Below are 22,292 nucleotides of genomic sequence, written 5' to 3'. Positions count from 1 at the left end.
AGAAGTACCAAAAGCAGCAGGAAGGTACGGGGGTCATGAAAGTAGTGAACAAAGTAAGAATTATATTTTTGCCAGCGATTATACTGCCGATTTTCTTGATGGTAGTATCAATCGCTGCTTTAAGTGTAGGGTATATCCGGACAACCAACGAAAACATATATTCCAATGGAATCGAAGGATTTGCCAATCCGTTAAAGACGATGAACAATGAGACCAAGTCCTGTTTCAACGACTTGAAGAGGAGTGCCATTGAGAATCCCGCGGCCTTTGAGGATGCAGATTACTTAAAGAGGATCAATCAGAGGTTAAAAGAAAAAGAGTCCTATCTGGTCATCAGAAAGGGAAAGACGATCATATATAGGGGAACAAAAGAAGATCACACCGAGACGGAGAAGAAACTTCCCAGATTCGGGAGTGAAATCAGCAGCCAGGACAGCGGAGTATTTCTCGGGAAACCGGAAAATTTTCTTGTCAAGCAGCAGGACTTTCAGTATACCGACGGAAGCAAAGGCTCTGCGTTTATTCTGACAGATTTGGAGACGGTGCTGCCTCATTATAAGAATATCATAAGCCAGGTCTTCTTTTCGATTGTGGCCATCCTGATCCTCACCAGTTTTCTGCTCTCATGGTTTATGTACTCTGAGTTCATAAGGCCGTTAAAGAAACTCAAAGAAGGTGCAGATCGGATCAAGGAGGGCAACTTAGACGACGATGTGGAGATCAACAGCAAGGATGAGATCGGGGAACTCTGCGCTTCCTTTAATGCCATGCGGGCGGAATTAAAAGAGTCTATTGAGGCAAGAATTATCTATGAAAAGCAGAACCGCGATCTGATCAGCAACATTTCCCATGACTTAAAGACGCCGATCACGGCCATCAAAGGATATGTTGAGGGGATCATGGACGGAGTGGCGGACACGCCGGAGAAGATGGACCGGTACATTAAGACGATCTACAACAAGGCCAACGACATGGATGTGCTGATCAATGAGCTGTCCCTGTATTCCAAGATCGATTCCAACATTATACCTTATAATTTCAGGAAGATCGATATCAACGCCTACTTCAAAGACTGTGTGGATGAGATCGGTTCAGATCTGGAGCAGAAGGGAATGATGTTCTCATACAGCAACTACTGTTCCGCAAATGTAGCGGTCATGGCTGATCCTGAACAGCTGAAGCGGGTGATGAACAACATCATCAACAATGCCTGCAAGTATACTAATAAAGCGAAGGGCAAGGTCAGCATTACGTTAAAAGAGCTGGACCGCAAGATTCAGGTTGCGATCAAAGACAATGGTATCGGTATTTCCAAAGAGGATCTGCCGAATATTTTCCGCAGAACCTACCGCGCGGATATGTCCAGGAATTCTGCCGGGGGCAGCGGACTGGGCCTTTCTATCTGTAAGAAGATCATTGAAGAACATGGGGGAGAGATATGGGCGGAGAGCAGGCTGCGCTCCGGCACCACAATATTTTTTACATTAAATAAAATCGCAGACACCCAGGAGGAAGAGAGTAATGAGTAGAGTTTTAATTGTAGAAGATGAACTGGCCATCGCAGAGCTTGAGAAGGATTATCTGGAGCTGAGTTCTTTTGAAGTAGAGATTGAGACGGATGGAGAGAAAGGTCTGAAACTGGGCCTTACCGAGGATTTTGATATGATCATTCTGGACATTATGCTTCCAGGTGTGGACGGCTTTGAGATCTGTAAGCAGATCCGGGAGAAAAAAGATATTCCGATCCTGATGGTATCTGCCAAGAAGGAGGATATCGATAAGATCCGGGGGCTGGGTCTGGGAGCAGATGACTATATTACAAAACCGTTCAGTCCGAGCGAACTGGTTGCCAGAGTAAAGGCTCATCTTGAGAGATACCGCCGTCTGGTATCCAGCAACACCCAGGAAAATGATGTAGTGGAGATCCGGGGACTCAAGATTGATAAAACCGCAAGAAGAGTCTACCTGAACGGAGAAGAAAAGGCATTTACGACGAAAGAGTTTGACCTTTTAACTTTTCTTGCCAGCCATCCAAACAGGGTATTTACAAAAGAGGAATTATTTAATAAAATTTGGGATATGGAATCTCTCGGAGACATTGCCACGGTCACTGTCCATATTAAAAAGATTCGGGAGAAGATTGAACTTAACACTGCAAAGCCGCAGTATATTGAGACCATATGGGGTGTCGGATACCGATTTAAGATGTAGGAGCGGTCATGAGAAGAAAAAGAGAAGTAAAGATACTTTACAAAGATCAGGATATTGCCGTCTGTGAAAAGCCGGCGGGGATGCCCACAGCCGATGACAAGAGCGGAGATATGGATGTATTTCACAGTCTTATAAATCAGCTTTTTTTTGAGGAGAACCTTGACAGGGAGCCGGAGCTCTATGTGATTCACCGGCTTGACCGCCCCGTGGGAGGCGTCATGGTGTTTGCCAGAACGAAGGAGGCTGCGGCAGAGCTGAGCCGCCAGATCAGGGAACATATATTTGAGAAAGATTATCAGGCCATTGTAAACGGCTGGCTCCCTGAAGAGGATGGGGTTTTTACGGATTATCTCCTGAAAGACAATAAGAAAAACACATCCTGCACCGTGCCGGAAGAAACGAAGGGGGCAAAGAAAGCGGAGCTGTCTTACGAGGTTTTGGATATGGTGGAGACAGGGGAAGGGAAACTTACCTACTGCCTGATTCATCTCATGACCGGGAGACACCATCAGATCCGGGTCCAGTTTGCCGCCAGAGGCTTTGGACTTTACGGTGACACGAAATACAATAAGAAGTTCCAAAAGACGAAGAAACAATATGAAGAGATAGGACTCTATGCTACCAGAATCAGTTTTCGGCATCCGGTGACCGGGGAGGCATGTACCTTTAAGGCGGAGCCGAAAGGGAAGGCGTTTTTTATGCTGGAAGAACTGGACGCCTGGTAGAAACACGAAAAGAGGGAAGGCGAAATGAAATTCAGACCGTGCATTGATATTCATAACGGAAAGATTAAGCAGATTGTGGGAGGCAGCCTGCTGGATAAAGGAGACCAAGCAGATGAAAATTTTGTTTCGGTACATGACGGAGGCTTTTATGGTAAACTATACAGAAAGCACCGTTTATCCGGAGGCCATATCATCATACTGAATCCCAAAAGCTCAGAGTATTATGATGCGGATGTCCGGGAGGCATTGGCGGCACTGCGTGAATTTCCGGGAGGTCTTCAGGTTGGAGGCGGCATCACTGATGAGAACGCATCCTTTTTTATCGAACAGGGGGCATCCCATGTGATCGTCACTTCCTTTGTATTTTTCGCAGGTATGATCCGGCTTGAGAGACTGAAAAAGCTTTCGGATCTTGTGGGGCGGGAGCATCTGGTACTGGATTTCAGCTGCAGGAAGAGGGACGGAGAGTATTATATCGTTACAGACCGTTGGCAGAAATTTACAGACACCATTTTTACAAAAGAGCGATTAGAGGAGATGGAAGAATACTGCTCCGAATTTCTCGTTCATGGGGTCGACGTGGAAGGAAAGGGACAGGGCATCGATGAGGAACTGGTCCGGATTCTTGGAAGCTACATGGGAAACCCTGTAACATACGCGGGAGGTATAAAAGATTTTGCCGACCTTGAACTAATTAAAAGAGAAGGAAGAAACAGAGTGGATGTGACCGTCGGCAGCGCTCTGGATTTATTCGGCGGACCTATGGAATTTGAAAGAGTCCTTGGCTATTGTGATTGATATTGGAGGAATATATATGAAACTATGGTATGAAGCCAGCAATTTTACGATACAGCCCCACTGGGTCATTCCGTTTGCAATTCTGGGAGTGATTGGGCTGATCCTTATTTTTGCTTCTAAGAAATCTTTTTTTAAGCTGCTCGGAGGAGTCTGCCTTGTGATCTGTGCCGTGACGGCTCTCAGATTCTGCTATGGGTATGTGAGGATCATCCACACATATAAACAGGGGAATTACAAAACAGTCGAAGGTTATGTAGAGAATTTTGTTCCGGCGTCCAAGGGCGGGGAGACAAATGAAGATACGGAACAGGAGAGCTTCGACATCAAAGGGGTACATTTTTCCTACGGAGACCGCTTTATTAAGAAGTTTGGGTATCATCTGCCTTCTACTCAGGGAGGATACATTAAGAAAGATGGTCAGTATTTAAGGCTCGGCTACATTGACACCGAAGACCAGGGATATGTTATTGTAAAGATCGAAGAGCGCAGAGCAAAAAAATAAGAGAGTTAAGAAGCTGTGGCATCTGTAAAAGGGTGACACAGCTTTTGTGTAATTATATGGGTTATTTCATGATCAGGAGGTGCTTATGAAAAAAGTAGTAGTCGCAGGATGCCTTTGTCTGGATATCACGCCTGAATTCCACGACAGCCAGGAAAAGAGAAAAACTGCTTCAGAGTGGTTTCTGCCGGGCAAACTTCTGCAGGTGGGCGAAGCGTCGATCCATACCGGGGGAGCCGTTGCAAATACCGGACTTGCGTTCAGACATTTTGGCGCGGATGTGTCGCTGATGGGAAAGGTGGGAAATGACGCTTTTGGGAAACTCGTGCTGGATATTTTAAATCGTCATGGGGGAAGCCGCGGAGCTGCGGTATCGGAAGAGTGTTCGACAGCTTATACCATTGTTCTTGCGCCTCCCGGAGTCGACCGAATCTTTTTTCACAATCCGGGAGCGAATGATACCTTTGGATTGAGAGACATAAATTTTGATGAAATTGCGGGAGCCGATCTCTTTCATCTCGGTTATCCCACGATCATGAGGCGTATGTTTGAACATCCGGAGGAACTTCTGGAAATCTATCGCCGTGTAAAAGAGCTTGGGGTGAAGACTTCTCTGGATCTGACACTGATCGAGGAAGACTGCGATGCGGCACATACTGACTGGAAGAAGCTGTTTCAAAAGCTGCTTCCAAGCGTAGACTTTTTTGTGCCGAGTGCCGAGGAAATTTGTTTTCTGATTGACAAAGAGAGATATCATGAATGGATAGAAAGGGCATCCGGAAGAGATTTGACAGAGGTGCTCGACATAGAGAAAGATATTACGCCGCTGGCAGACAGGCTTCTTCAATGGGGAGCAGGGTCCGTGCTGATAAAATGCGGTGTCAAAGGATTGTACCTAAAGACCGGGGAAAATTTAGAAATGCCGGAAGAATGGCAGGACAAAGAACTGTTTGAGCCAAGCTTTCAGGCAGACAGAGTCCGTTCCGCAACGGGGGCCGGGGATGTGACGATTGCCGCTTTCCTTACAGGCCTTCTGGAGGGAAAAGATCCCGGCCGATGTCTTCAGCTGGGTGCAGCGGCGGGAGCCTCCTGTGTCACAGAGTATGACTCGTTGAGCGGACTGCTGAGCATGGAGGAAATGGAACAAAAAATAGACAGAGGATGGGAAAAGATTTCTATAAAATAACAAAAACGGCCGGTCATATTTGATCGGCCGCTTTTGCGGGTATATGTCATATTTTTAATTCTTATGTTTCGATTCTGCCTATTTCCTGCCTGAAACATTACGGGATGCTTCTATCGTTTTCTTCTTAAACTTCTTGAAGAATCCTTTGGGTTCCTGCGGCGGCGCAACGTTGCGCAGATTGTGGATTTCGGTAATATATATGCCGCTGACTTTGGCTTTGATCTCGGCTTTGACAGGCACTTGATCGTAGATCAGCTCATCACATAACAATGGAGTGATCTTCGGCCCGATTTTTACTTTTACCACAGGTACTTTGGCAATCTTGCCGCGCTTCGGAATCTGGTCGATGACCATCTTCGGAAAACCTGCCTCTGTCATCTTCATCTTCTTTTTATCAATGACCAGCATTGAATACATCTGAGCTGCACTTTCCAACTGTGCCCGCTGGGCTTCCTGCTTCTTCTGAAGTTTGTTTCCTACAAAATACAGAATGGCAAGAACAGCAATAATGACGACAGCAATAATCAATAAAACCATCCATACTTGCATTTCTTTCTTCCTCCTGGCTTTTCACTTCTTAAACTTCATGCCTTCATACGGCACGCCTAAAAAACATTATATCATCTTTTCAGGCCATTGTCTTATGTTTTTTTCTCATTTCGATAATTTCTTCACGAACTGCCGCCCCCAGGTGTTTCTGGGCCTGGCGGTCCAGCTGGTCCGGATAGATCGGCCGGCCGAATGTGATATGGACCTCTGTAGGCTTCACAGTGTATTTTTTGTTGTTCTCCAGAATATCTGCCGTCCCAGAGATGGCCATGGGTATTACCGGTACCTTTGATTTCAAAGCGGGTCTTAAGCTGCCTTCTTTAAATGTGTGTGGATCTTCATCCTGGCTTCTTGTTCCTTCCGGGAAAATGACCATGGAAAATCCGTCCTTCAAATACTGGGTACCTTTGTTGATCGTCTTCATACCTTCTTTAATATTTTTTCTGTCCAGAAACAGACAGTTGATGAACGTCATCCAGTGGCTGAGACAGGGAATCTTACCCATCTCTTTTTTTGCGAAAAATCCGGCGCCGCTGGGAGTTGCCACGTAGCTGCACAGGATATCATAATAACTGCTGTGATTCCCAACGTAGAGAACGGCGGTATCCTCAGGGATATTTTCACGCCCGTCTACGATAACTTTCGTGCCTGCAAACCGAAGACAGATCTTAAATGCATTCATGACCATGGACTGGGCTTTCTTTGCCCTGCGGTGTTCCTGTCCGGTTTTATTCCAATGGTTAAACAGCGGGTACATCGGAAAAGTGAGAGTCAGGAAGAAAAAAAGATATATGATATCAGCAAAAAAACGAATCATAGAGATTCTCCTTTCAATATTCTTTGGTTTTACGCCTTTTGGGACAGCAGCTGATTTTTTAAATCATACAAAGGTTTAGAGAGATCCACATAGACATTCTGAGGATTGACTAAACGCCGTGTCTCATCCCACAGAGTGTTGAGCTCTCCGGTACAGTAATCTCTGATCTCCATAGCTGAAGGATTTTCGTAGACACACTGCCCTTTCAGAAACACGGGAACCAGAAGTTCTCTGAGTGTATAGGTTCCGCCTATAATCGTGGATTTTTTCCAGGTGGCGATCGGGTCAAATATGACCAGGTCTTCTTTGCTGGAATAAACTTCGTCTGTCAGGCAGATCAAATCCGCACGGATCTTGCCTGTAGTCTTGTCATAAATCCGATAAACAGTTTTATTTCCCGGATTTGTAACTTTGGCGGGATTTTCTGAGATCTTGATCTTTGCCGTAAAGTCTTTTTCACCCTGATGCTTTGCAGCTGCAAGCTTATATACACCACCGAAGGCAGGGCAGTCTGAGGAGGTAATAAGCTTGGTGCCGACTCCCCAGGAGGTAATCGGAGCGCCCTGGAGCTTTAAACTCTGAATGAGGTTCTCATCCAGATCGCTGGAGGCGGAGATAATGGCTTCGGGAAATCCTGCATCGTCCAGCATAGCCCTCGCTTTTTTAGAAAGGTAGGCAAGATCTCCGCTGTCTAAGCGGATTCCGATTTTTCTGGGATGCAGTCCCTCATCTCTTAATTCCTTAAAGACCCGGATGGCGTTGGGGACACCGGATTTTAATGTGTCATAAGTGTCTACCAGAAGCATACATGCATCCGGATACAGAGAGGCATAGGTCTTAAATGCTGTATATTCGTCCGGAAAACTCATGATCCAGCTGTGGGCATGGGTGCCCAGCACCGGAAGGTCAAACATTTTCCCGGCAAGTACATTGGAGGTGCCGTCACATCCGCCGATCACAGCAGCTCTGGCACCGTAAGTCCCTGCATCAGCACCCTGGGCACGTCTCAGTCCGAACTCCATAACACCGCTTCCGCCAGCCGCATAGACGACGCGGGAGGCTTTCGTGGCGATCAGGCTCTGATGATTAATAATATTTAATATAGCAGTCTCAATCAGCTGGGCTTCCATCATGGGAGCGATCACCTTCAGGAGCGGCTCCATCGGAAAGACAACAGTGCCTTCCGGAATGGCATAAATATCACCGGTAAAATGGTATCCTGCAAGGTATTCCAGGAAATCTTCATCAAATATGTCAAGGCTTCGCAAGTAGTCAATATCTTCATATGAGAAAGACAGGTTTTTGATATAATCAATGACCAGCTCAAGTCCGCAGGCAATGGCATAGCCGCTGCCGGAAGGATTGTCCCGGTAAAAGACGTCAAAAATCACGGTCTCATCATTGCCGGACTTGTAATATCCCTGCATCATGGTCAGTTCATAAAGGTCCGTCAGCAATGTAAAATTTCGAGTCATCATTCCCCGATATCTCCTTTGTGTAGTTAGATTTTGACTTATCGTCATTTTTATATATTATATCATAAAATGTAAAGTAAAAATCATGAGTTTTTACTGCAGTTTCCGTCGCGGGATGAATTTTAGAGTTCCGTTTCCAGTATATTCAGGAGCTGCTCTCCGACGGATTCTTCATTCGGTCCCTCAACCGTGACGGATATCTTATCCCCGCATCCGGCCCCAAGGGCCATGAGATCAATGGGATTTTCGGCAGCAGCCTCAATACCTCTGCAGGAAAGGACGATGGAGCAGCCGGAGTTTCTGGCTAAAGCAATGATAGACACGCAGGGACGGGCATGGAGTCCGTTCGGCGCCTCAATTTTATAAGAAAGTGTTTTCATGAGATAAAACCTCCAAATGTTACCTGATTTATTTTGGTATTTTGATATAATCTTATTACTATCTATGGTAACATATTGTGAAAGAGAAAATCCATAAATTTGTTTGGAGAAAAAGTTTTTTATGTCATTTCTTAAGATTTCATCATCCGGAGGAAGACGGAGGGAGGGCCATGGAGAGAGGGAAGAAGACAAACAAAGACAGGCTCTTTGAGCAGGTTGAAAAGAGGGCAAGAGGCGAGGCGCAGGGAGTTGATGCTTCTCATCTCGCCCAAAGTCTTGGAATACCGAGAAATCTTGCAAGCAGTCTGCTCAATGAACTGGCCGCAGAGGGAAAGATCCGGAAGAAAAAGACGAGGCCGGTGTTGTTTTATTGTGACTGCAGGGAGGAAGATCAGGAGGAGGAAGATCCATTCCGTGAGTTTATAGGATTTGATAAGAGTCTGAGGGAACAGATGGAGAAGTGCCGCCTGGCCGCCAATTACCCCAACAGGGGGATGCCGGTCATGATCCTCGGACCCAGCGGTGTCGGAAAGAGTCTGATGGCAGAATACATATTCCGCTATGCAAAATTTAAGAAACTGATCCCGGAAGATGCACTGTTTGTTGTTTTAAACTGTGCAGATTATGCTAATAACCAGGAACTTTTATCTTCCATACTTTTTGGATACAAAAAAGGGGCCTTTACCGGAGCAGCCGAGACGACAGAAGGTCTTTTCCAAAAAGCAGACAAAGGATATTTATTTTTGGATGAGTTTCACAGGCTCCCGCCGGAAGGACAGGAAAAGCTGTTCCGGTATATCGACAAGGGAGTGGTGGCAAAAATCGGTGACAGCAGCAGTGAATCCAGGGTCGATGTCCGCCTTATCTTTGCGACGACAGAGGATATCAGTTCGATGCTGGATACTTTTATCCGGAGAGTTCCGGTCATGATTGAGATTCCCCCGTTTGCGGAGAGAACGATCGAGGAGCGGTTTCAGATTATCTGCAGGCTGTTTTTCCAGGAAGCACAGACGATGGGCTGCGGCTTTCTGGTCAGCAGCAATGTGGTGAATCAGCTTTTAATGCTGGATTTAAAAGGAAACATCGGAAGCATTAAAAATGCGGTCAAGTTAAGCTGTGCCAGTGCATTCTGCCGGGAAAAGGCAGAACCGGTCAGGGTCAAAATCCGAGATTTAAGTGACCACTACCGGTTTGAGCGCGGAAAAACCCAGATACAGTATATTACGGAAGCGGTTTTGATAGATAAAGAATGGAGTCCGAAAAAGGGTTCCGGACCGAAGGGGGGAAAGATCCGGAACAATCTGGACTGGACGGAACTTTGCCGTCTTCTCGGGCGTTATCAAAATCACGGGATGACTCAGGAACGTTTCCGGTCCAAGATTTACAGGATGCTGGAAAAGTTTACGGGAAGTGTCATGGAATTAACCAGTGATGAAATGTCGGAGGCAATCTATCAGGGTGCGATCAAAAAGATCCTTGGTTACCTTCAGGAAAATTATGGACTCCAGTATAACGGCACAATGCTGACAGTATTAAGCAGGATACTGCTGCTGTTCAGCAGAGACGACGGATTTTCGGAAGAAGATGTCGAGGAACTGAGAAAGATCGAGGAGCTGATCAGAAGCCAGCTGTACAGATGCTATAAGATGAGTGCAATTTTTTATGAAATGGCCAGACAGACCATTGACTATGAGGCCTGTCCGCAGATGATCCGGGTATTTACGGCGCTTTATTTTTACTGCAGGATGGATGTACAGAATGATTTGAGCAATGCGGTGATTGTTGCTCACGGTCACGCTACGGCTTCCAGCATAGCGAGTATGGCGAACCGGATGTTTGGACAGTACATTTTTGAGGCATTCGATATGCCGTTTGATATTTCTAAAAAAGAGGTCGTAAAGAAGATCAGAAATTATTTGAAAAGAGTCGATACGTCCAGAGGACTTCTGCTGTTTGTAGATACAGGATCACTCCTGGACATCGCGGAAGATATCCAAAACGACGTGGAGGGAGATTTGGGAATCATCAATAATATTACGACACAGATGGCAGTGGAGGCAGGAGAACGCATTCTCAAAAGAGAGGGAATTCAGTTTGTTGTGGAGCAGGTGGTGAAACATAATGTCACGAATTTTACTTATATCAAACAGCGCAGGAAGGCAGATGCCGTTGTGGTCTGCTGTATTACCGGCATCGGAACGGCACTGAAAATACGGGATATGTTAAGGGAAGGTTTCCGCGAGACAGAGGTTGAGATCGAAGCATGCGAATATCAGGAACTGGCGTCTGAAAAACTGCAGTGTGAAGTGTTTCACAAATATAATGTACTGTTTATTATTTCTACGATTGAACTGAATCTTTCGGAAAAGCCGGTGCTGCTCTTAAACGACCTTGTAACGGAGAAGGGGAAGGCTCTGATAGAAGACGGCTTAAGAGGCAAGTATACAGAGAGGGTGATCCGACAGGTGATGACAAATATCATTAAGGGTTTCAGTATGAGAAATATTATAGGACAGCTGACGATACTGAATCCCGATAAGATCATCGTGGATGTGGAAGAAGCCGTAGAGAAGATAGAGGATTTCAGCCGATCGGCATTTTCGGTGGATTTGAAAAAAATGCTGTATATCCATATCAGTATTATGGTGGAACGCCTGATTCTGGAAAAAGGGCGGCTGCCTTTAGAAGATGGATCACAATTTGCCAAGTGTCATTCTGAGTTTATTTTAAACTCAAAAAACAGCTTTTCTGTCATAGAATCTAAATATAATGTGTCAGTAAATCAAAAAGAGCTGAAATTAATTTATGAATTAATCACCGGGAAAAGCGGAGGTCCTGCATGAAAATGCAGGGTTTTCTTTTTTCTCTGAAGTTTTTGCATTAAAAGTTGGCACAAAAATTGCTGTATAGCTTTATATAAACAATTTACAGCTGCATGCAAAAGGAGGGCCGAGATGATTGAAATGGTGATAGCAGCGCACGGAGGGTTTGGAAAAGAGCTGCTGAATAGTGTATCACTGGTCGTGGGACCGGTGGACAAATGTGCCGCATGGTCCCTGAATCCCGGGGATAATATTGAGAGAACAGGACTTCAGCTGAAAGAACTGCTGGATGAGATGGACGATGAGGAAGGAGGGATTGTCTTTACGGATATCTGGGGAGGGACTCCGGCCAATCTGTCACTTAAATACTCCAGAAATAAAAACATTAAAGTAATTTCCGGAGCGAGCCTGCCGATGATACTTGAGTTTATAAATGTGAGAGAGGAGCTGGGTCTTTCAGAAACTGCAGAGCGCTGTGTTGAAGCTGCGAGAAAAGGGTCGGTTATCATCAGTGATCTTTTTAATGAAAGGAGGAAGGAAAATGGCTGAGATTCAAATTGCAAGGATCGACTACAGGCTGATTCACGGACAGGTAGTGACAAAATGGATGAAGGCTTATCCCGCAAAGCGCATTGTCATTGTGGATACAGAGCTGGCGCAGGATGATTTTATGGCTGATATCTATGCGATGGCCGCGCCGGCAGGAACGAAAGTGGATGTGGTGGAGACAGACCAGGCAAAAAGTTTTTTGGAAGGAACGAAAGGGAGTGTGTTTTTACTGTTTAAGAATGTGGAATCCTGTTATGAAGCATTTTCTGACGGTGTGATATTTCCAAAGCTGGTCGTGGGAGGAATACCTACGGATGCGGGGAAAGCCCTTGTTTACAGCAGCATTTATATGAGTGCGTCTGAGTATGAGAAGCTGGAAAAGATCAGCGATACAGGGATACAGGTAATTCTTCAGTCCACACCGGACGACTCTTATGCAGAACTTTCAAAAATTAAAGAAAAACTATAAGGAGGATTTGTTATGGATGTACAGACGTTAATCATGGCCATCGCCATGGGTGTGCTCTATTGGATAGCCAACGGATATCTGGGATATACATTGTGGATATCAGTGGGAACGCCGTTTACCATGGGATTGGTCGCAGGGCTGATCTACGGAGATATTGCAACAGGTATTATTTTGGCCGGCAGTATTAAATTGATCTACCTGGGAGTCTTCGCACCGGGAGGACAGCTGCCGGCGGATGAAGGAATAGCCGCAGCATGTGTCATCCCCATTGCCCTAAAGACCGGGATAGCACCGGAGGTAGCGATTTCTCTGGCCGTGCCGGTTGGGCTTCTGGGAGCATTCCTTTATAACTTTAAAAAGATTGCAAACTGCATGTTTGTTGTAAAGGCCGATAAGTATGCAGAGGAAGGCAACATGAAGGGGGTATGGCGGTGTGCAAGTATCTGGCCGTTCCTTCTCAGTGCACTGCTCTTTTTCCTGCCGGTATTTCTGGTAAATATTTTTGGAGCCGACGTAGTAAAACCTGTTTTGAATGCAATTCCCGAATGGCTGATGCACGGGCTGGAAGTTGCCGGAGGAGTGCTGCCTGCCGTGGGATTTGCAATGATCATTTACATGATAGGAAAAGCAAAATATATTCCGCTGTTTCTCATTGGATTTTACCTGGTGAAAATATCAAATATCAATACACTGGTTGCGGGCGTGTTTGCAGTCTGCATCGCAGTCACAGCCATTGTACTGAAGAGGGAAGTAAAGGAGGAACTGGCTGATGAGTGAAGATATGAAGGTAAAAGAAGCAGTTGAATCAGAAAGCAGAGAAGGCTCAGTCCTCACCAAAAAGGATATTGACAAAGCCTACTTCCGCTGGTGGATGACGGCGGAAATAAGCGCCAACTATGAGAGGATGCAGGGCCTTGCATATGGGGCGAGCATGATCCCGATCCTGGAAAAGTTATATCCGGAGAAAGAGGATCTTTCCGAAGCGCTAAAGCGGCATCTTGCGTTTTTTAATTCAGAGGCGACATGGGGCAGTATGATTTTCGGAAGCGCCATTGCGATGGAAGAAGAGAGGGCAAAACATAAGAAAATGCCCGGAGAAATGATCACCAGTTACAAGACCGGTCTCATGGGACCGGTTGCGGGAATCGGCGATACGGTGGATCTGGCGACGATCTTTACTCTTGTAAGCGCATTCTGCTGCAGCTTTGCGATGAAAGGAAGTCTGGCGGCTCCGATCATCATGTTCCTGTTGGGGGCGGCTATGTATGTAGAAGGGCTGATCTTCCACAGAGTCGGATACAAAATGGGACGTTCTTCTGTGAAGAATATCATGTCCTCCGGTAAATTAAAGGATATGATAAACGGTGCAAATATGATCGGTATGTTTATGATGGGTGCGTTATCCGCAGGTTTGGTCAGACTGTCCACAGTAGTCAAAACAAAATCTTTTAACCTGCAGGAGACACTGGACTCCATCGCACCCGGAATATTGCCTCTGCTAGTGATTTTTCTGGCATATTTCGGACTGAAGGGAAGGAAGATGTCTGCACCGAAAATTGTTATCCTGATTATTCTTGTGTGTGTAGTGGGATCTTTGCTGAAAGTATTATAAATATAATGAAAATAAAGAAGGTGGTATTATCAGTCTGATCAGCTGTAATTTTTACTCCAGGTCATTGGGGCGCAGCACCCGATTCTATGCGGCTCTGCCAAAGGAAACGGTGGGAGGAAAGCTTCAGGTGCTTTACCTTCTGCACGGGGGAGGGGACAACGAGACAAAGTGGCACCGCAGAGTGCCTGTGGAACGGATTTTCTCCGGGCTGAAAGTTTTAGTCGTCATGCCGGACGGAGGCCTCAGCTATTACACCGATACAGTTTGCGGAGAAAACTACTGGACCTATCTGAGCGAGGAACTGCCGGAGGTCATAAGAAGTTATTTTCCGGTATCTGAAAAAAGGGAAGATACATTTACGGCTGGACTTTCCATGGGAGGATACGGAGCCATGAAACTTGCGCTGCTTAAACCGGAACGGTTTGCCAAAGCGGCAACATTTTCAGGGAGCCTTGACATGGTGAGAGAGATTGGGGTTGTCATGTCCGATACGAAGGAACGGGAAGAATTTCTTGGGGATTACGAAATGGATGAGACATTTTATACATCCATTTTCGGAGATTTAGACAAAATAAAGGGCAGTCCGGCAGACATTTATCATCTGCTGGAAATGCACCGGGGGAAAACAGAGCATCTGCCTGACATCTATCAATGCTGCGGTACGGAAGACTTTTTATACAGGTTTAATCTGCTCTTTAAGAATAAACTGAACCATATGGGGGCAGGGCTTACGTTCGAAGAATGGCCGGGAGGACATGACTGGGTATTTTGGGAAGAAGCCCTCCGCCGCTCAGTCAGATGGTTTTCATTTAAAAGAGAGTATATCTCAGACGGGGAGGTGTAGCTTTGGCGTACATACTCTGTGATTTTTATTCCAGGTCATTGGGAAAAGATACGGTTATTCATATGATTTTTCCGGAATATGGACAGATCGGTAAAAAGAAGATTAAGATCTGTACTCTGCTGCACGGCCAGAGTCAGGATGCTTCTTTCTGGATCCGCAGAACAAATATAGAGCAGATTGCCGGGGAAGAGAACATGGCTGTTATCATGCCGGAGGCAGCGAGAAGCTTTTTCGTGCAAATGCCCAATGAAAGAAATTTTCAAAAATTTCTGCGGGAAGAGCTGCCGGAATTTTTGGACCATACGTTTCCTTTTTTATCAAAGAATCCGGAAGATCACATGATCGCATCCAGCGAAAAATCTTGTGCAGGGAGAATGAAAGATATTGTGTCAGAGGGCTGTTCTTATTACGGACGGTGGAGCTGTCTTCCGCGTGATTTTACAGATGCGGACCTGCGGTTTCTGATGTCGGGAACAGAAATTCATGAAGATGGTTGACATTTAAAAATGCCTATACTAAAATAAACACAAATAAACATTTTCAAAGAGCGTTGACAGAGACAGTACTTATGCTGTAAAAGCAGAGAGCGAGTCAGGGGCGGTGGGAGCCTGATGCAAGTAGCACATAAGGAATATCACTCTTGAGCTGCAAGCTGAACAAAGTAAGCTGTGCCGGCATCCTCCGTTATCAGGATAACATATGTCAGTATGTGAAATAGGTGGTATAGAAGCAGCAAGTGTTGTCCTATTTTAGGACAGCACTTTTTTATTTTACAGGGAAGGTCGCAGAACTTCCCTATGAAATAAAAACGCCGTCTAAGAAAATCAAAATTAATAAAAAAGGAGAAATAGACGATGTACAAGAAAGTATCTTCCGACCTGAATTTTGTTGACCGCGAGAAGCAGACCGTTGAGTTCTGGAAAGAACACAAGATTTTTGAAAAGAGTATCGAAGAGAGAAAAGGGGATGACACCTATACTTTTTATGACGGGCCTCCGACAGCAAACGGAAAACCCCATATCGGCCATGTTCTGACACGTGTCATCAAGGATATGATCCCGCGCTATCAGACGATGAAAGGTCACAAGATCATCCGTAAGGCAGGGTGGGACACCCATGGTCTTCCGGTAGAACTGGAAGTGGAAAAGAAGCTTGGATTGGACGGAAAAGAACAGATCGAAGAATACGGACTGGCTCCTTTCATTAAAGAATGTAAAGAAAGTGTCTGGAAGTATAAAGGCATGTGGGAAGATTTCTCAGGTGTGGTAGGCTTTTGGGCAGATATGGATGATCCCTATGTAACTTATCACAACGACTATATCGAATCCGTCTGGTGGGCATTAAAACAGATCTGGGATAAAGGTCTCCTTTATAAGGGATATAAGATTGTACCTTACTGCCCTCGCTGCGGAACCCCGCTTTCTTCCCATGAGGTAGCCCAGGGATATAAAGATGTAAAAGAAAAATCAGCCATTGCAAGATTTAAAGTGAAGGATGAGGACGCATATATTCTGGCTTGGACCACAACCCCATGGACCCTTCCTTCTAATGTGGCACTCTGTGTGAATCCGAATGAGACTTATGTCAAAGTGGAAAATGACGGATATACTTATTATCTGGCAGAAGCGCTCTGTGACAGTGTACTCGAAGGTGAATACAAGGTGCTTGAGACATACAAAGGAACAGACCTGGAATATAAGGAGTACGAGCCGCTGTTCCCGTTTGTGACACCGAAAGAGAAGGCATATTACGTAACCTGCGATACCTATGTCACGCTGACAGACGGTACAGGAGTGGTCCACATCGCCCCTGCATTTGGTGAGGACGATGCTCAGGTCGGCAGAAAATACGGACTGCCGTTCGTACAGCTTGTGGATGAAAAAGGTGAGATGACAAAAGAGACACCTTGGGCAGGAACGTTCTGTAAAGATGCGGATAAACTGATCCTGAAAGATCTGGTAGAAAGAGGTCTCTTATTTGCGGCACTTGACTTTGAGCACAGTTATCCTCACTGCTGGAGATGTGATACTCCGCTGATCTACTATGCGAGAGAATCCTGGTTTATTAAGATGACGGATGTAAAAGACCAGCTGATCAAGAACAACAATACCGTCAACTGGGTTCCGGAAAACATCGGAAAAGGACGTTTCGGGGACTGGCTGGAAAATGTCCAGGATTGGGGCATTTCCAGAAACCGTTACTGGGGAACTCCGCTGAATGTCTGGGAATGTGAATGCGGACATCAGCACGCCATCGGTTCTATTGAAGAGTTAAAGAGCATGTCTGACAACTGCCCGGAGGACATCGAACTGCACCGCCCATATATTGACGATGTGACTGTAAAGTGTCCGGAGTGCGGAAAAGAGATGCGCCGGGTGGAAGAGGTCATCGATTGTTGGTTTGACTCAGGTTCCATGCCGTTTGCCCAGTGGCATTATCCGTTTGAAAATAAAGAAATCTTCGAGGAGAATTTCCCTGCTGACTTTATATCCGAAGCAGTGGACCAGACAAGAGGATGGTTCTATTCTCTCCTGGCAATCTCTACGCTGCTGTTTGACAAGGCTCCATATAAAAATGTCATTGTATTAGGTCATGTCCAGGATGAAAACGGACAAAAGATGTCCAAGTCCAAAGGAAATGCAGTCGATCCTATGGAGGCACTGGCAGAGCACGGGGCAGATGCCATCCGCTGGTACTTCTATACAAACAGTGCCCCATGGCTTCCGAACCGGTTCCATGGAAAAGCCGTGACTGAAGGCCAGAGAAAGTTCATGGGAACACTGTGGAATACTTATGCATTCTATGTGTTATATGCAGAGATCGATCAGTTTGATCCAACGAAATACAGTCTGGATCATGACAAGCTGCCGGTCATGGACCGCTGGCTTTTATCCAAGCTGAATTCTCTCGTGAGAACTGTGGATGAGAATCTGGGCGCTTACAGGATTCCGGAAGCCGCAAGGGCTCTACAGGAATTTGTCGATGAGATGAGCAACTGGTATGTAAGACGATGCCGTGAGAGGTTCTGGGCAAAGGGAATGGAGCAGGATAAAATCAATGCATATATGACTCTTTACACTGCGTTGACAACTGTCTGTAAGGCAGCGGCTCCGATGATTCCGTTTATGACGGAAGAGATTTATCAGAATCTTGTAAAAAGTGTGGATCAGGAGGCTCCTGAGAGCATCCATCTGTGTGACTTCCCGGCTGTGGATGAGAGTCTCTGCGACAAAGAGCTGGAAGAAAATATGGACGCCGTATTAAAGATTGTCGTTCTCGGACGTGCGTGCAGAAACAGTGCCAGCATCAAGAACCGCCAGCCGATCGGACAGATGTATGTAAAAGCGCCATCAGAGCTGCCGGAATTCTATCAGGATATTATCCGTGAAGAATTAAATGTGAAAGCCATTGAGTTTACAGACGATGTTTCAAATTTCACCACATACAATTTCAAACCGCAGTTAAAGACAGTGGGACCGAAATACGGAAAACTATTAAACGGCATCCGCAAACATTTGACAGAGCTGGACGGAAACAAGGCCAAAGCAGAGCTGGATTCTAAGGGAATGCTTGAGTTCACTGTGGATGGCATGCCGGTGGAACTTTCCGAAGAGGATCTCCTGATCGAAATGGTGAAGCAGGAAGGCTTTGTGACAGAGGCGGACAGTGACTTTACGGTTGTGCTGGATACGAATCTGACAGAAGAGCTTCTCGAAGAAGGCTTTATCCGGGAAATCATCAGCAAGGTTCAGTCTATGAGAAAAGAGGCGGGATTTGAAGTGATGGATCAGATCACGATTTCTTATGAAGCAAATGAAAAAGTTAAAGAGCTGATCTCAAAAAATGAAAGTACTGTCATGAATGATGTGCTGGCTACGGGAATTGTGGCAGGAGAGGCAGCAGGCTTCACGAAAGAGTGGAATATCAATGGAGAAAAAGTAACTCTTGGAGTGAAAAAGAACGAAGAATAATTATTAAATAAAGATGAAAAAGAGATGGGCGGGATATCATCAGCAGATAGGTATTCCGCCCGCCTTTTGCAGATAAAAAGGAACAATATGTAAACGATAAAGTATTGTATCACTTTAACTTTTTTAGCATAGATAAAACGTCTGGCTGGGTAGGGGTAAATTTAACACCTCGTTTGAGCATACCTAGAACTTTTTTTGCTTTCGTTTGGACGATCTGAGCGGTATGTTCGCTGGTTAACTTTAAATGATTCCCGGAAATGGTATAGGGACGCTTGATATATTTTTCTGTTACTGGAAACATATCCTGTATTAAGAAAACACTTTCGATGCCGGTATCCAATTTTGCGATATGCAGGATATCACAAGGCCGGCCATCAGAAATGCGCTGATCTATGAGTTTTTGATATTTCTTTATCTTACTGTTCATAGGAATCATCTAGTAAATTTCATGTGAAGTATCCTGAAAGCAGTAATAATGCGGTCTGGATTCAAGTTTATTGCCTTTCAAATATGGATCGTTCATATCGTGGAAAAATTCATCTTTTATAATATAGAATCCTGAGGTTGTCATATAAATATCCTTTTTTAGTATAATTATGTAAACATAGATTATAAAAACTTCCCACAATTTGTGGGAAGTTTACAACCCAACTATTTATATACCGCATATTGGTCAGCGGTAAACTTTATATATTTATCATAACATATGTTTTTTAAAAGTCAATATATATTTCTATATTTATACAATTATAATAGAAAATGTCATGTTTTGGACTTTGGAATAAATTCAATCTTTAAAGACATTCCCATACCGTCTGCTAGTCTTTTTAACAGATTTAACGTGGGATTTCTAGTTCCGTTTTCTAGTTTGCTTATATCTGCCTGATCAATTCCTGTTCTGTCTGAGAGCTGCTTTTGAGTAAGATTCTGGGAAATTCGGGCATCTACCATAGCTCTGATCACATCCATTTCAGGCTGGAGTTTTTCGTATTCCCTTTTAAATTCGGGATCTTTCAGCTGCTCATTTATAACTTTGTTTAAAGTTTTCATTTTTTCACTTCCTTTTTAAATAATCCATTTTCCGCTTTTTGCTAATGAAATTTCTTTGACTGGAGTTTTCCGTGTTTTTTTAATGAATCCATTTATTAAAATTATTATTCTCCCATAATAGAAAAAATATAAAACTCTGGAAATATCAGTTCCGACCTTAATACGAATTTCAAAAATTCCATCACCAAGATATTTAGTGTAAGCTTCTCTCAGTTGGTTGCCTTTTTCTTGAAGTATCTTTAAAATACCAAGTAATTTAGCTTTCATTTTAATATCTAAACTTAAAATAAAGTGTTCAACAGGAAGATTGCCATTTATATTTTCGTAAAATTCAATTGTAAATTGATCCAAAGTGAAATTCTCCTTTGTTAAAATAATTATATGGCGTATATCCCATATTGTCAATGATTATAAGTAAAAATAACAAACATGTATTATGGAAAATGCAAATTAATGTATATTATATAGGATTAAAGTTTTTTAATCAAGAAAATATAAAGGAATACATTCTGCCTGTCCTGAATAAAATAATAAGACGGACAGGAAGGGGGATTTTAATGAGAAATAAATTGTCCTACCTTTTCTTTTTGCTGTTTCTGTTCTGCAGTGTTCCATATTTGCTGACAGTGGTGCTTTCAGGAAAAGAAGAAGCAAAACCTGTGGATTTTCAGACCCACACCAGCGGTTACACTGTGACAGTGAGCGGAAAACCGATGGATTTAGAAGCCTATTTGCTGGGTGTACTGCCGACACAGATTTCTATGGATGATGAAAAAGAGGCGTTAAAAGCCCAGGCGGTCATTTTGAGGACAGATATTCTGCGAAGAATCGGTGACAAAAAGAACATAAGCCAGGATTCTCTTCCATACAAATATGAGTCGGATGACAACTTGCAGGAAAAGTTAGGGGAACGAAAATATAAAATAACCGATCAGTCAAGAAAACAGGCAGTCGGGGAGACGACAGGAGAGGTCATTACATATGAGGGAAAATATATACAGCCGTATTTCCATGGCATCAGTGTCGGTACTACTTTGAGTGCCAAAGAATGGTTCGGAAAAGAGATTCCTTATCTTCAGGAAAAAGACAGCCTGAAAGATGTGGAATCACCGGAATATATGACTGGGATTCCAGTGACATATGGGCAGGTGGTGACTCAGCTGAAAAAGGAGAATAAGATCAGTCTGTCAGTGGAGGAAGCCAGGAAATCCATTCGGATCAAAGAAAAGACAGGAAACGGTTATGTCAAAAAAGTACAGGTCGGAAAATATGTTATGACCGGAGAGGCTTGGGCAAAATGCTTTCAGCTGAACTCTACGAACTTTTATCTGGAGCCGTATGACGGCAAGCTGAGGATGGTAGCGCTGGGAAAAGGCCTTGGGCTCGGACTGTCCCAATATGGAGCCAATGAGCTGGCCAAGGACGGAAAAAGTTATAAAAATATTTTAAAATATTATTATACAGGAATTCAAATTACAAAAATGTCTGATCAGTGAATAAAGCCTCAGAATTCGGTAAAACTATCACTGAGGTGATGAAAATGAAAGGACATAACCGGGACGTCTCTTCCCCATTAAAGAAATACTATGCGGTGATGCTGGTAGGACTGGCCCTTTTTATCGGGATCATGACATATTACAGCATAGAATTTAAAAATAAAAGAGACTTAGCAAAACAGCAGGTAGATTTAAACAAGGATTCCGTCGGTGTCAATAACGGGGCTACCGAGGGAACAACAGAAGCAACGACCACAGAAGCGACGGAGGCAGAGACTGAAAAGACCACAGAGACTATGAACCAGAATACGGTATCATATGATGGAAAAACAAAGCTTGCCTGGCCGCTGACAGGAAACGTTCTGATGCCTTACAGCGTTGACTCCACTATTTATTTTGAATCCCTGGACCAGTACCGGGTAAATAAGGGAATCATGATCGAGGCAAAAGAGGGAATGGCAGTAAAAGCTCCGAAAAACGCAAAAGTAGAAGAAATCCGCAAGACCGAAGAATATGGACAGACTGTACTCCTGGATTTAGGGAACGGTTACACCGCACTCTACGGACAGCTGAAAAATCTCGCTGTGAAAGAAGGAGATACAGTGACAAAGAACCAGATTCTTGGTAAGGTTGCGGCCCCTACTGACTGCTTTACACTGGAGGGTGCAAATGTATACCTGCAGATGGAAAAGGACAAGAAGACAATTAATCCAACCAGTTATTTAGAATAGTGGAACAAAGATCTGAAAATATCGTATACTATATAAGAAGCAAAAATAACAGTCAATGTACTTTTTACTTTACTTTGCTTTTAAGGGTATCTTACTTTTCACATCTTT

At 44.4% G+C, this 22,292-nt stretch carries 23 protein-coding genes; 16 read left to right on the top strand and 7 right to left on the bottom strand.

Features of this window, described 5'->3' with window-relative positions; all coding sequences use genetic code 11:
* Nucleotides 1-35: 35 nt before the first annotated feature.
* From DWV34_RS05505 to DWV34_RS05480, 6 genes are all read left to right on the top strand, one after another.
* Nucleotides 36-1,529, top strand: coding sequence for a sensor histidine kinase (locus tag DWV34_RS05505; RefSeq protein WP_006568424.1), 1,494 nt, complete (start codon nucleotides 36-38; stop codon nucleotides 1,527-1,529).
* Nucleotides 1,522-2,211 (top strand): response regulator transcription factor, encoded by a 690-nt coding sequence (locus DWV34_RS05500; protein WP_006568425.1) that lies wholly within the window; start codon nucleotides 1,522-1,524, stop codon nucleotides 2,209-2,211. Before DWV34_RS05505 ends, DWV34_RS05500 begins: the two co-directional genes overlap by 8 nt.
* A gap of 8 nt (nucleotides 2,212-2,219) precedes the next feature.
* The gene (locus DWV34_RS05495) at nucleotides 2,220-2,936 is read left to right on the top strand and encodes an RluA family pseudouridine synthase (protein WP_022260832.1); all 717 of its coding nucleotides are present in this window, start codon (nucleotides 2,220-2,222) and stop codon (nucleotides 2,934-2,936) included.
* Between the two features lie 24 nt (nucleotides 2,937-2,960).
* The gene (hisA, locus tag DWV34_RS05490) at nucleotides 2,961-3,734 is read left to right on the top strand and encodes a phosphoribosylformimino-5-aminoimidazole carboxamide ribotide isomerase (protein WP_022260831.1); all 774 of its coding nucleotides are present in this window, start codon (nucleotides 2,961-2,963) and stop codon (nucleotides 3,732-3,734) included.
* 16 nt (nucleotides 3,735-3,750) lie between these two features.
* The gene (locus DWV34_RS05485; RefSeq protein WP_009289990.1) at nucleotides 3,751-4,236 is read left to right on the top strand and encodes a hypothetical protein; all 486 of its coding nucleotides are present in this window, start codon (nucleotides 3,751-3,753) and stop codon (nucleotides 4,234-4,236) included.
* Between the two features lie 85 nt (nucleotides 4,237-4,321).
* A complete protein-coding gene (locus DWV34_RS05480; RefSeq protein WP_006568429.1) occupies nucleotides 4,322-5,419 on the top strand; it encodes a carbohydrate kinase family protein in 1,098 nt (365 codons plus the stop codon).
* 78 nt (nucleotides 5,420-5,497) lie between these two features.
* On the opposite strand, the gene DWV34_RS05475 is transcribed toward DWV34_RS05480, so the two are convergent.
* From DWV34_RS05475 to DWV34_RS05460, 4 genes are all read right to left on the bottom strand, one after another.
* Nucleotides 5,498-5,968, bottom strand: a complete 471-nt coding sequence (locus tag DWV34_RS05475) for a hypothetical protein (protein ID WP_006568430.1) — start codon at nucleotides 5,966-5,968, stop codon at nucleotides 5,498-5,500.
* Between the two features lie 79 nt (nucleotides 5,969-6,047).
* A complete protein-coding gene (locus DWV34_RS05470; RefSeq protein ID WP_009289988.1) occupies nucleotides 6,048-6,785 on the bottom strand; it encodes a lysophospholipid acyltransferase family protein in 738 nt (245 codons plus the stop codon).
* Nucleotides 6,786-6,814: 29 nt separating this feature from the next.
* Entirely contained in the window at nucleotides 6,815-8,263 is a 1,449-nt protein-coding gene (locus tag DWV34_RS05465) for a nicotinate phosphoribosyltransferase (protein WP_009289987.1), read from the bottom strand.
* Between the two features lie 119 nt (nucleotides 8,264-8,382).
* Complete coding sequence (locus DWV34_RS05460; RefSeq protein WP_009289986.1) at nucleotides 8,383-8,640, bottom strand: HPr family phosphocarrier protein; 258 nt, start codon at nucleotides 8,638-8,640, stop codon at nucleotides 8,383-8,385.
* A gap of 170 nt (nucleotides 8,641-8,810) precedes the next feature.
* Here DWV34_RS05460 and DWV34_RS05455 point away from each other — a divergent pair, with 170 nt between their 5' ends.
* The 8 genes from DWV34_RS05455 to ileS all read left to right on the top strand — a co-directional run bounded on the left by DWV34_RS05455 (nucleotide 8,811) and on the right by ileS (nucleotide 18,907).
* On the top strand, nucleotides 8,811-11,483 hold the full coding sequence (locus tag DWV34_RS05455; protein WP_009289985.1) for a sigma 54-interacting transcriptional regulator: 2,673 nt from the start codon (nucleotides 8,811-8,813) through the stop codon (nucleotides 11,481-11,483).
* Between the two features lie 111 nt (nucleotides 11,484-11,594).
* A complete protein-coding gene (locus DWV34_RS05450; protein ID WP_009289984.1) occupies nucleotides 11,595-12,011 on the top strand; it encodes a PTS sugar transporter subunit IIA in 417 nt (138 codons plus the stop codon).
* Nucleotides 12,004-12,480: a PTS sugar transporter subunit IIB gene (locus DWV34_RS05445; protein WP_009289983.1), complete on the top strand. Its 477-nt coding sequence runs from the start codon at nucleotides 12,004-12,006 to the stop codon at nucleotides 12,478-12,480. The genes DWV34_RS05450 and DWV34_RS05445 overlap by 8 nt, the downstream gene beginning before the upstream one ends.
* A gap of 12 nt (nucleotides 12,481-12,492) precedes the next feature.
* Nucleotides 12,493-13,257, top strand: coding sequence for a PTS sugar transporter subunit IIC (locus tag DWV34_RS05440; RefSeq protein WP_118475621.1), 765 nt, complete (start codon nucleotides 12,493-12,495; stop codon nucleotides 13,255-13,257).
* Nucleotides 13,250-14,092: a PTS system mannose/fructose/sorbose family transporter subunit IID gene (locus tag DWV34_RS05435; protein WP_118475619.1), complete on the top strand. Its 843-nt coding sequence runs from the start codon at nucleotides 13,250-13,252 to the stop codon at nucleotides 14,090-14,092. Before DWV34_RS05440 ends, DWV34_RS05435 begins: the two co-directional genes overlap by 8 nt.
* Before the next feature lie 64 nt (nucleotides 14,093-14,156).
* The gene (locus tag DWV34_RS05430) at nucleotides 14,157-14,936 is read left to right on the top strand and encodes an alpha/beta hydrolase (protein WP_006568440.1); all 780 of its coding nucleotides are present in this window, start codon (nucleotides 14,157-14,159) and stop codon (nucleotides 14,934-14,936) included.
* 2 nt (nucleotides 14,937-14,938) lie between these two features.
* Nucleotides 14,939-15,433, top strand: coding sequence for a hypothetical protein (locus DWV34_RS05425; RefSeq protein WP_022260827.1), 495 nt, complete (start codon nucleotides 14,939-14,941; stop codon nucleotides 15,431-15,433).
* Between the two features lie 357 nt (nucleotides 15,434-15,790).
* A complete protein-coding gene (ileS, locus tag DWV34_RS05420; protein ID WP_009289978.1) occupies nucleotides 15,791-18,907 on the top strand; it encodes an isoleucine--tRNA ligase in 3,117 nt (1,038 codons plus the stop codon).
* Between the two features lie 109 nt (nucleotides 18,908-19,016).
* Here ileS and cptIN read toward each other — a convergent pair whose 3' ends face one another.
* The 3 genes from cptIN to DWV34_RS05405 form a co-directional block, all read right to left on the bottom strand.
* Complete coding sequence (gene cptIN, locus DWV34_RS05415) at nucleotides 19,017-19,334, bottom strand: type III toxin-antitoxin system CptIN family toxin (protein WP_022260826.1); 318 nt, start codon at nucleotides 19,332-19,334, stop codon at nucleotides 19,017-19,019.
* Nucleotides 19,335-19,669: 335 nt separating this feature from the next.
* Complete coding sequence (locus tag DWV34_RS05410) at nucleotides 19,670-19,957, bottom strand: helix-turn-helix domain-containing protein (RefSeq protein WP_009289977.1); 288 nt, start codon at nucleotides 19,955-19,957, stop codon at nucleotides 19,670-19,672.
* A 15-nt stretch (nucleotides 19,958-19,972) separates the two neighbouring features.
* Nucleotides 19,973-20,308: a type II toxin-antitoxin system RelE/ParE family toxin gene (locus DWV34_RS05405; protein ID WP_118475615.1), complete on the bottom strand. Its 336-nt coding sequence runs from the start codon at nucleotides 20,306-20,308 to the stop codon at nucleotides 19,973-19,975.
* A 206-nt stretch (nucleotides 20,309-20,514) separates the two neighbouring features.
* Between DWV34_RS05405 and DWV34_RS05400 the strand changes: the two genes are divergently transcribed.
* Together DWV34_RS05400 and DWV34_RS05395 are read left to right on the top strand one after the other, a co-directional pair.
* Entirely contained in the window at nucleotides 20,515-21,453 is a 939-nt protein-coding gene (locus DWV34_RS05400; RefSeq protein ID WP_009289975.1) for a SpoIID/LytB domain-containing protein, read from the top strand.
* Between the two features lie 44 nt (nucleotides 21,454-21,497).
* Nucleotides 21,498-22,184, top strand: a complete 687-nt coding sequence (locus tag DWV34_RS05395) for a M23 family metallopeptidase (RefSeq protein WP_022260824.1) — start codon at nucleotides 21,498-21,500, stop codon at nucleotides 22,182-22,184.
* The last annotated feature ends 108 nt before the right edge of the window (nucleotides 22,185-22,292 follow it).

Origin of the sequence: Anaerostipes sp. AF04-45, from assembly GCF_003461725.1 — a bacterium.
Lineage (GTDB): Bacteria > Bacillota > Clostridia > Lachnospirales > Lachnospiraceae > Anaerostipes > Anaerostipes caccae.
This window is presented reverse-complemented; position numbering and strand designations above follow the sequence as displayed.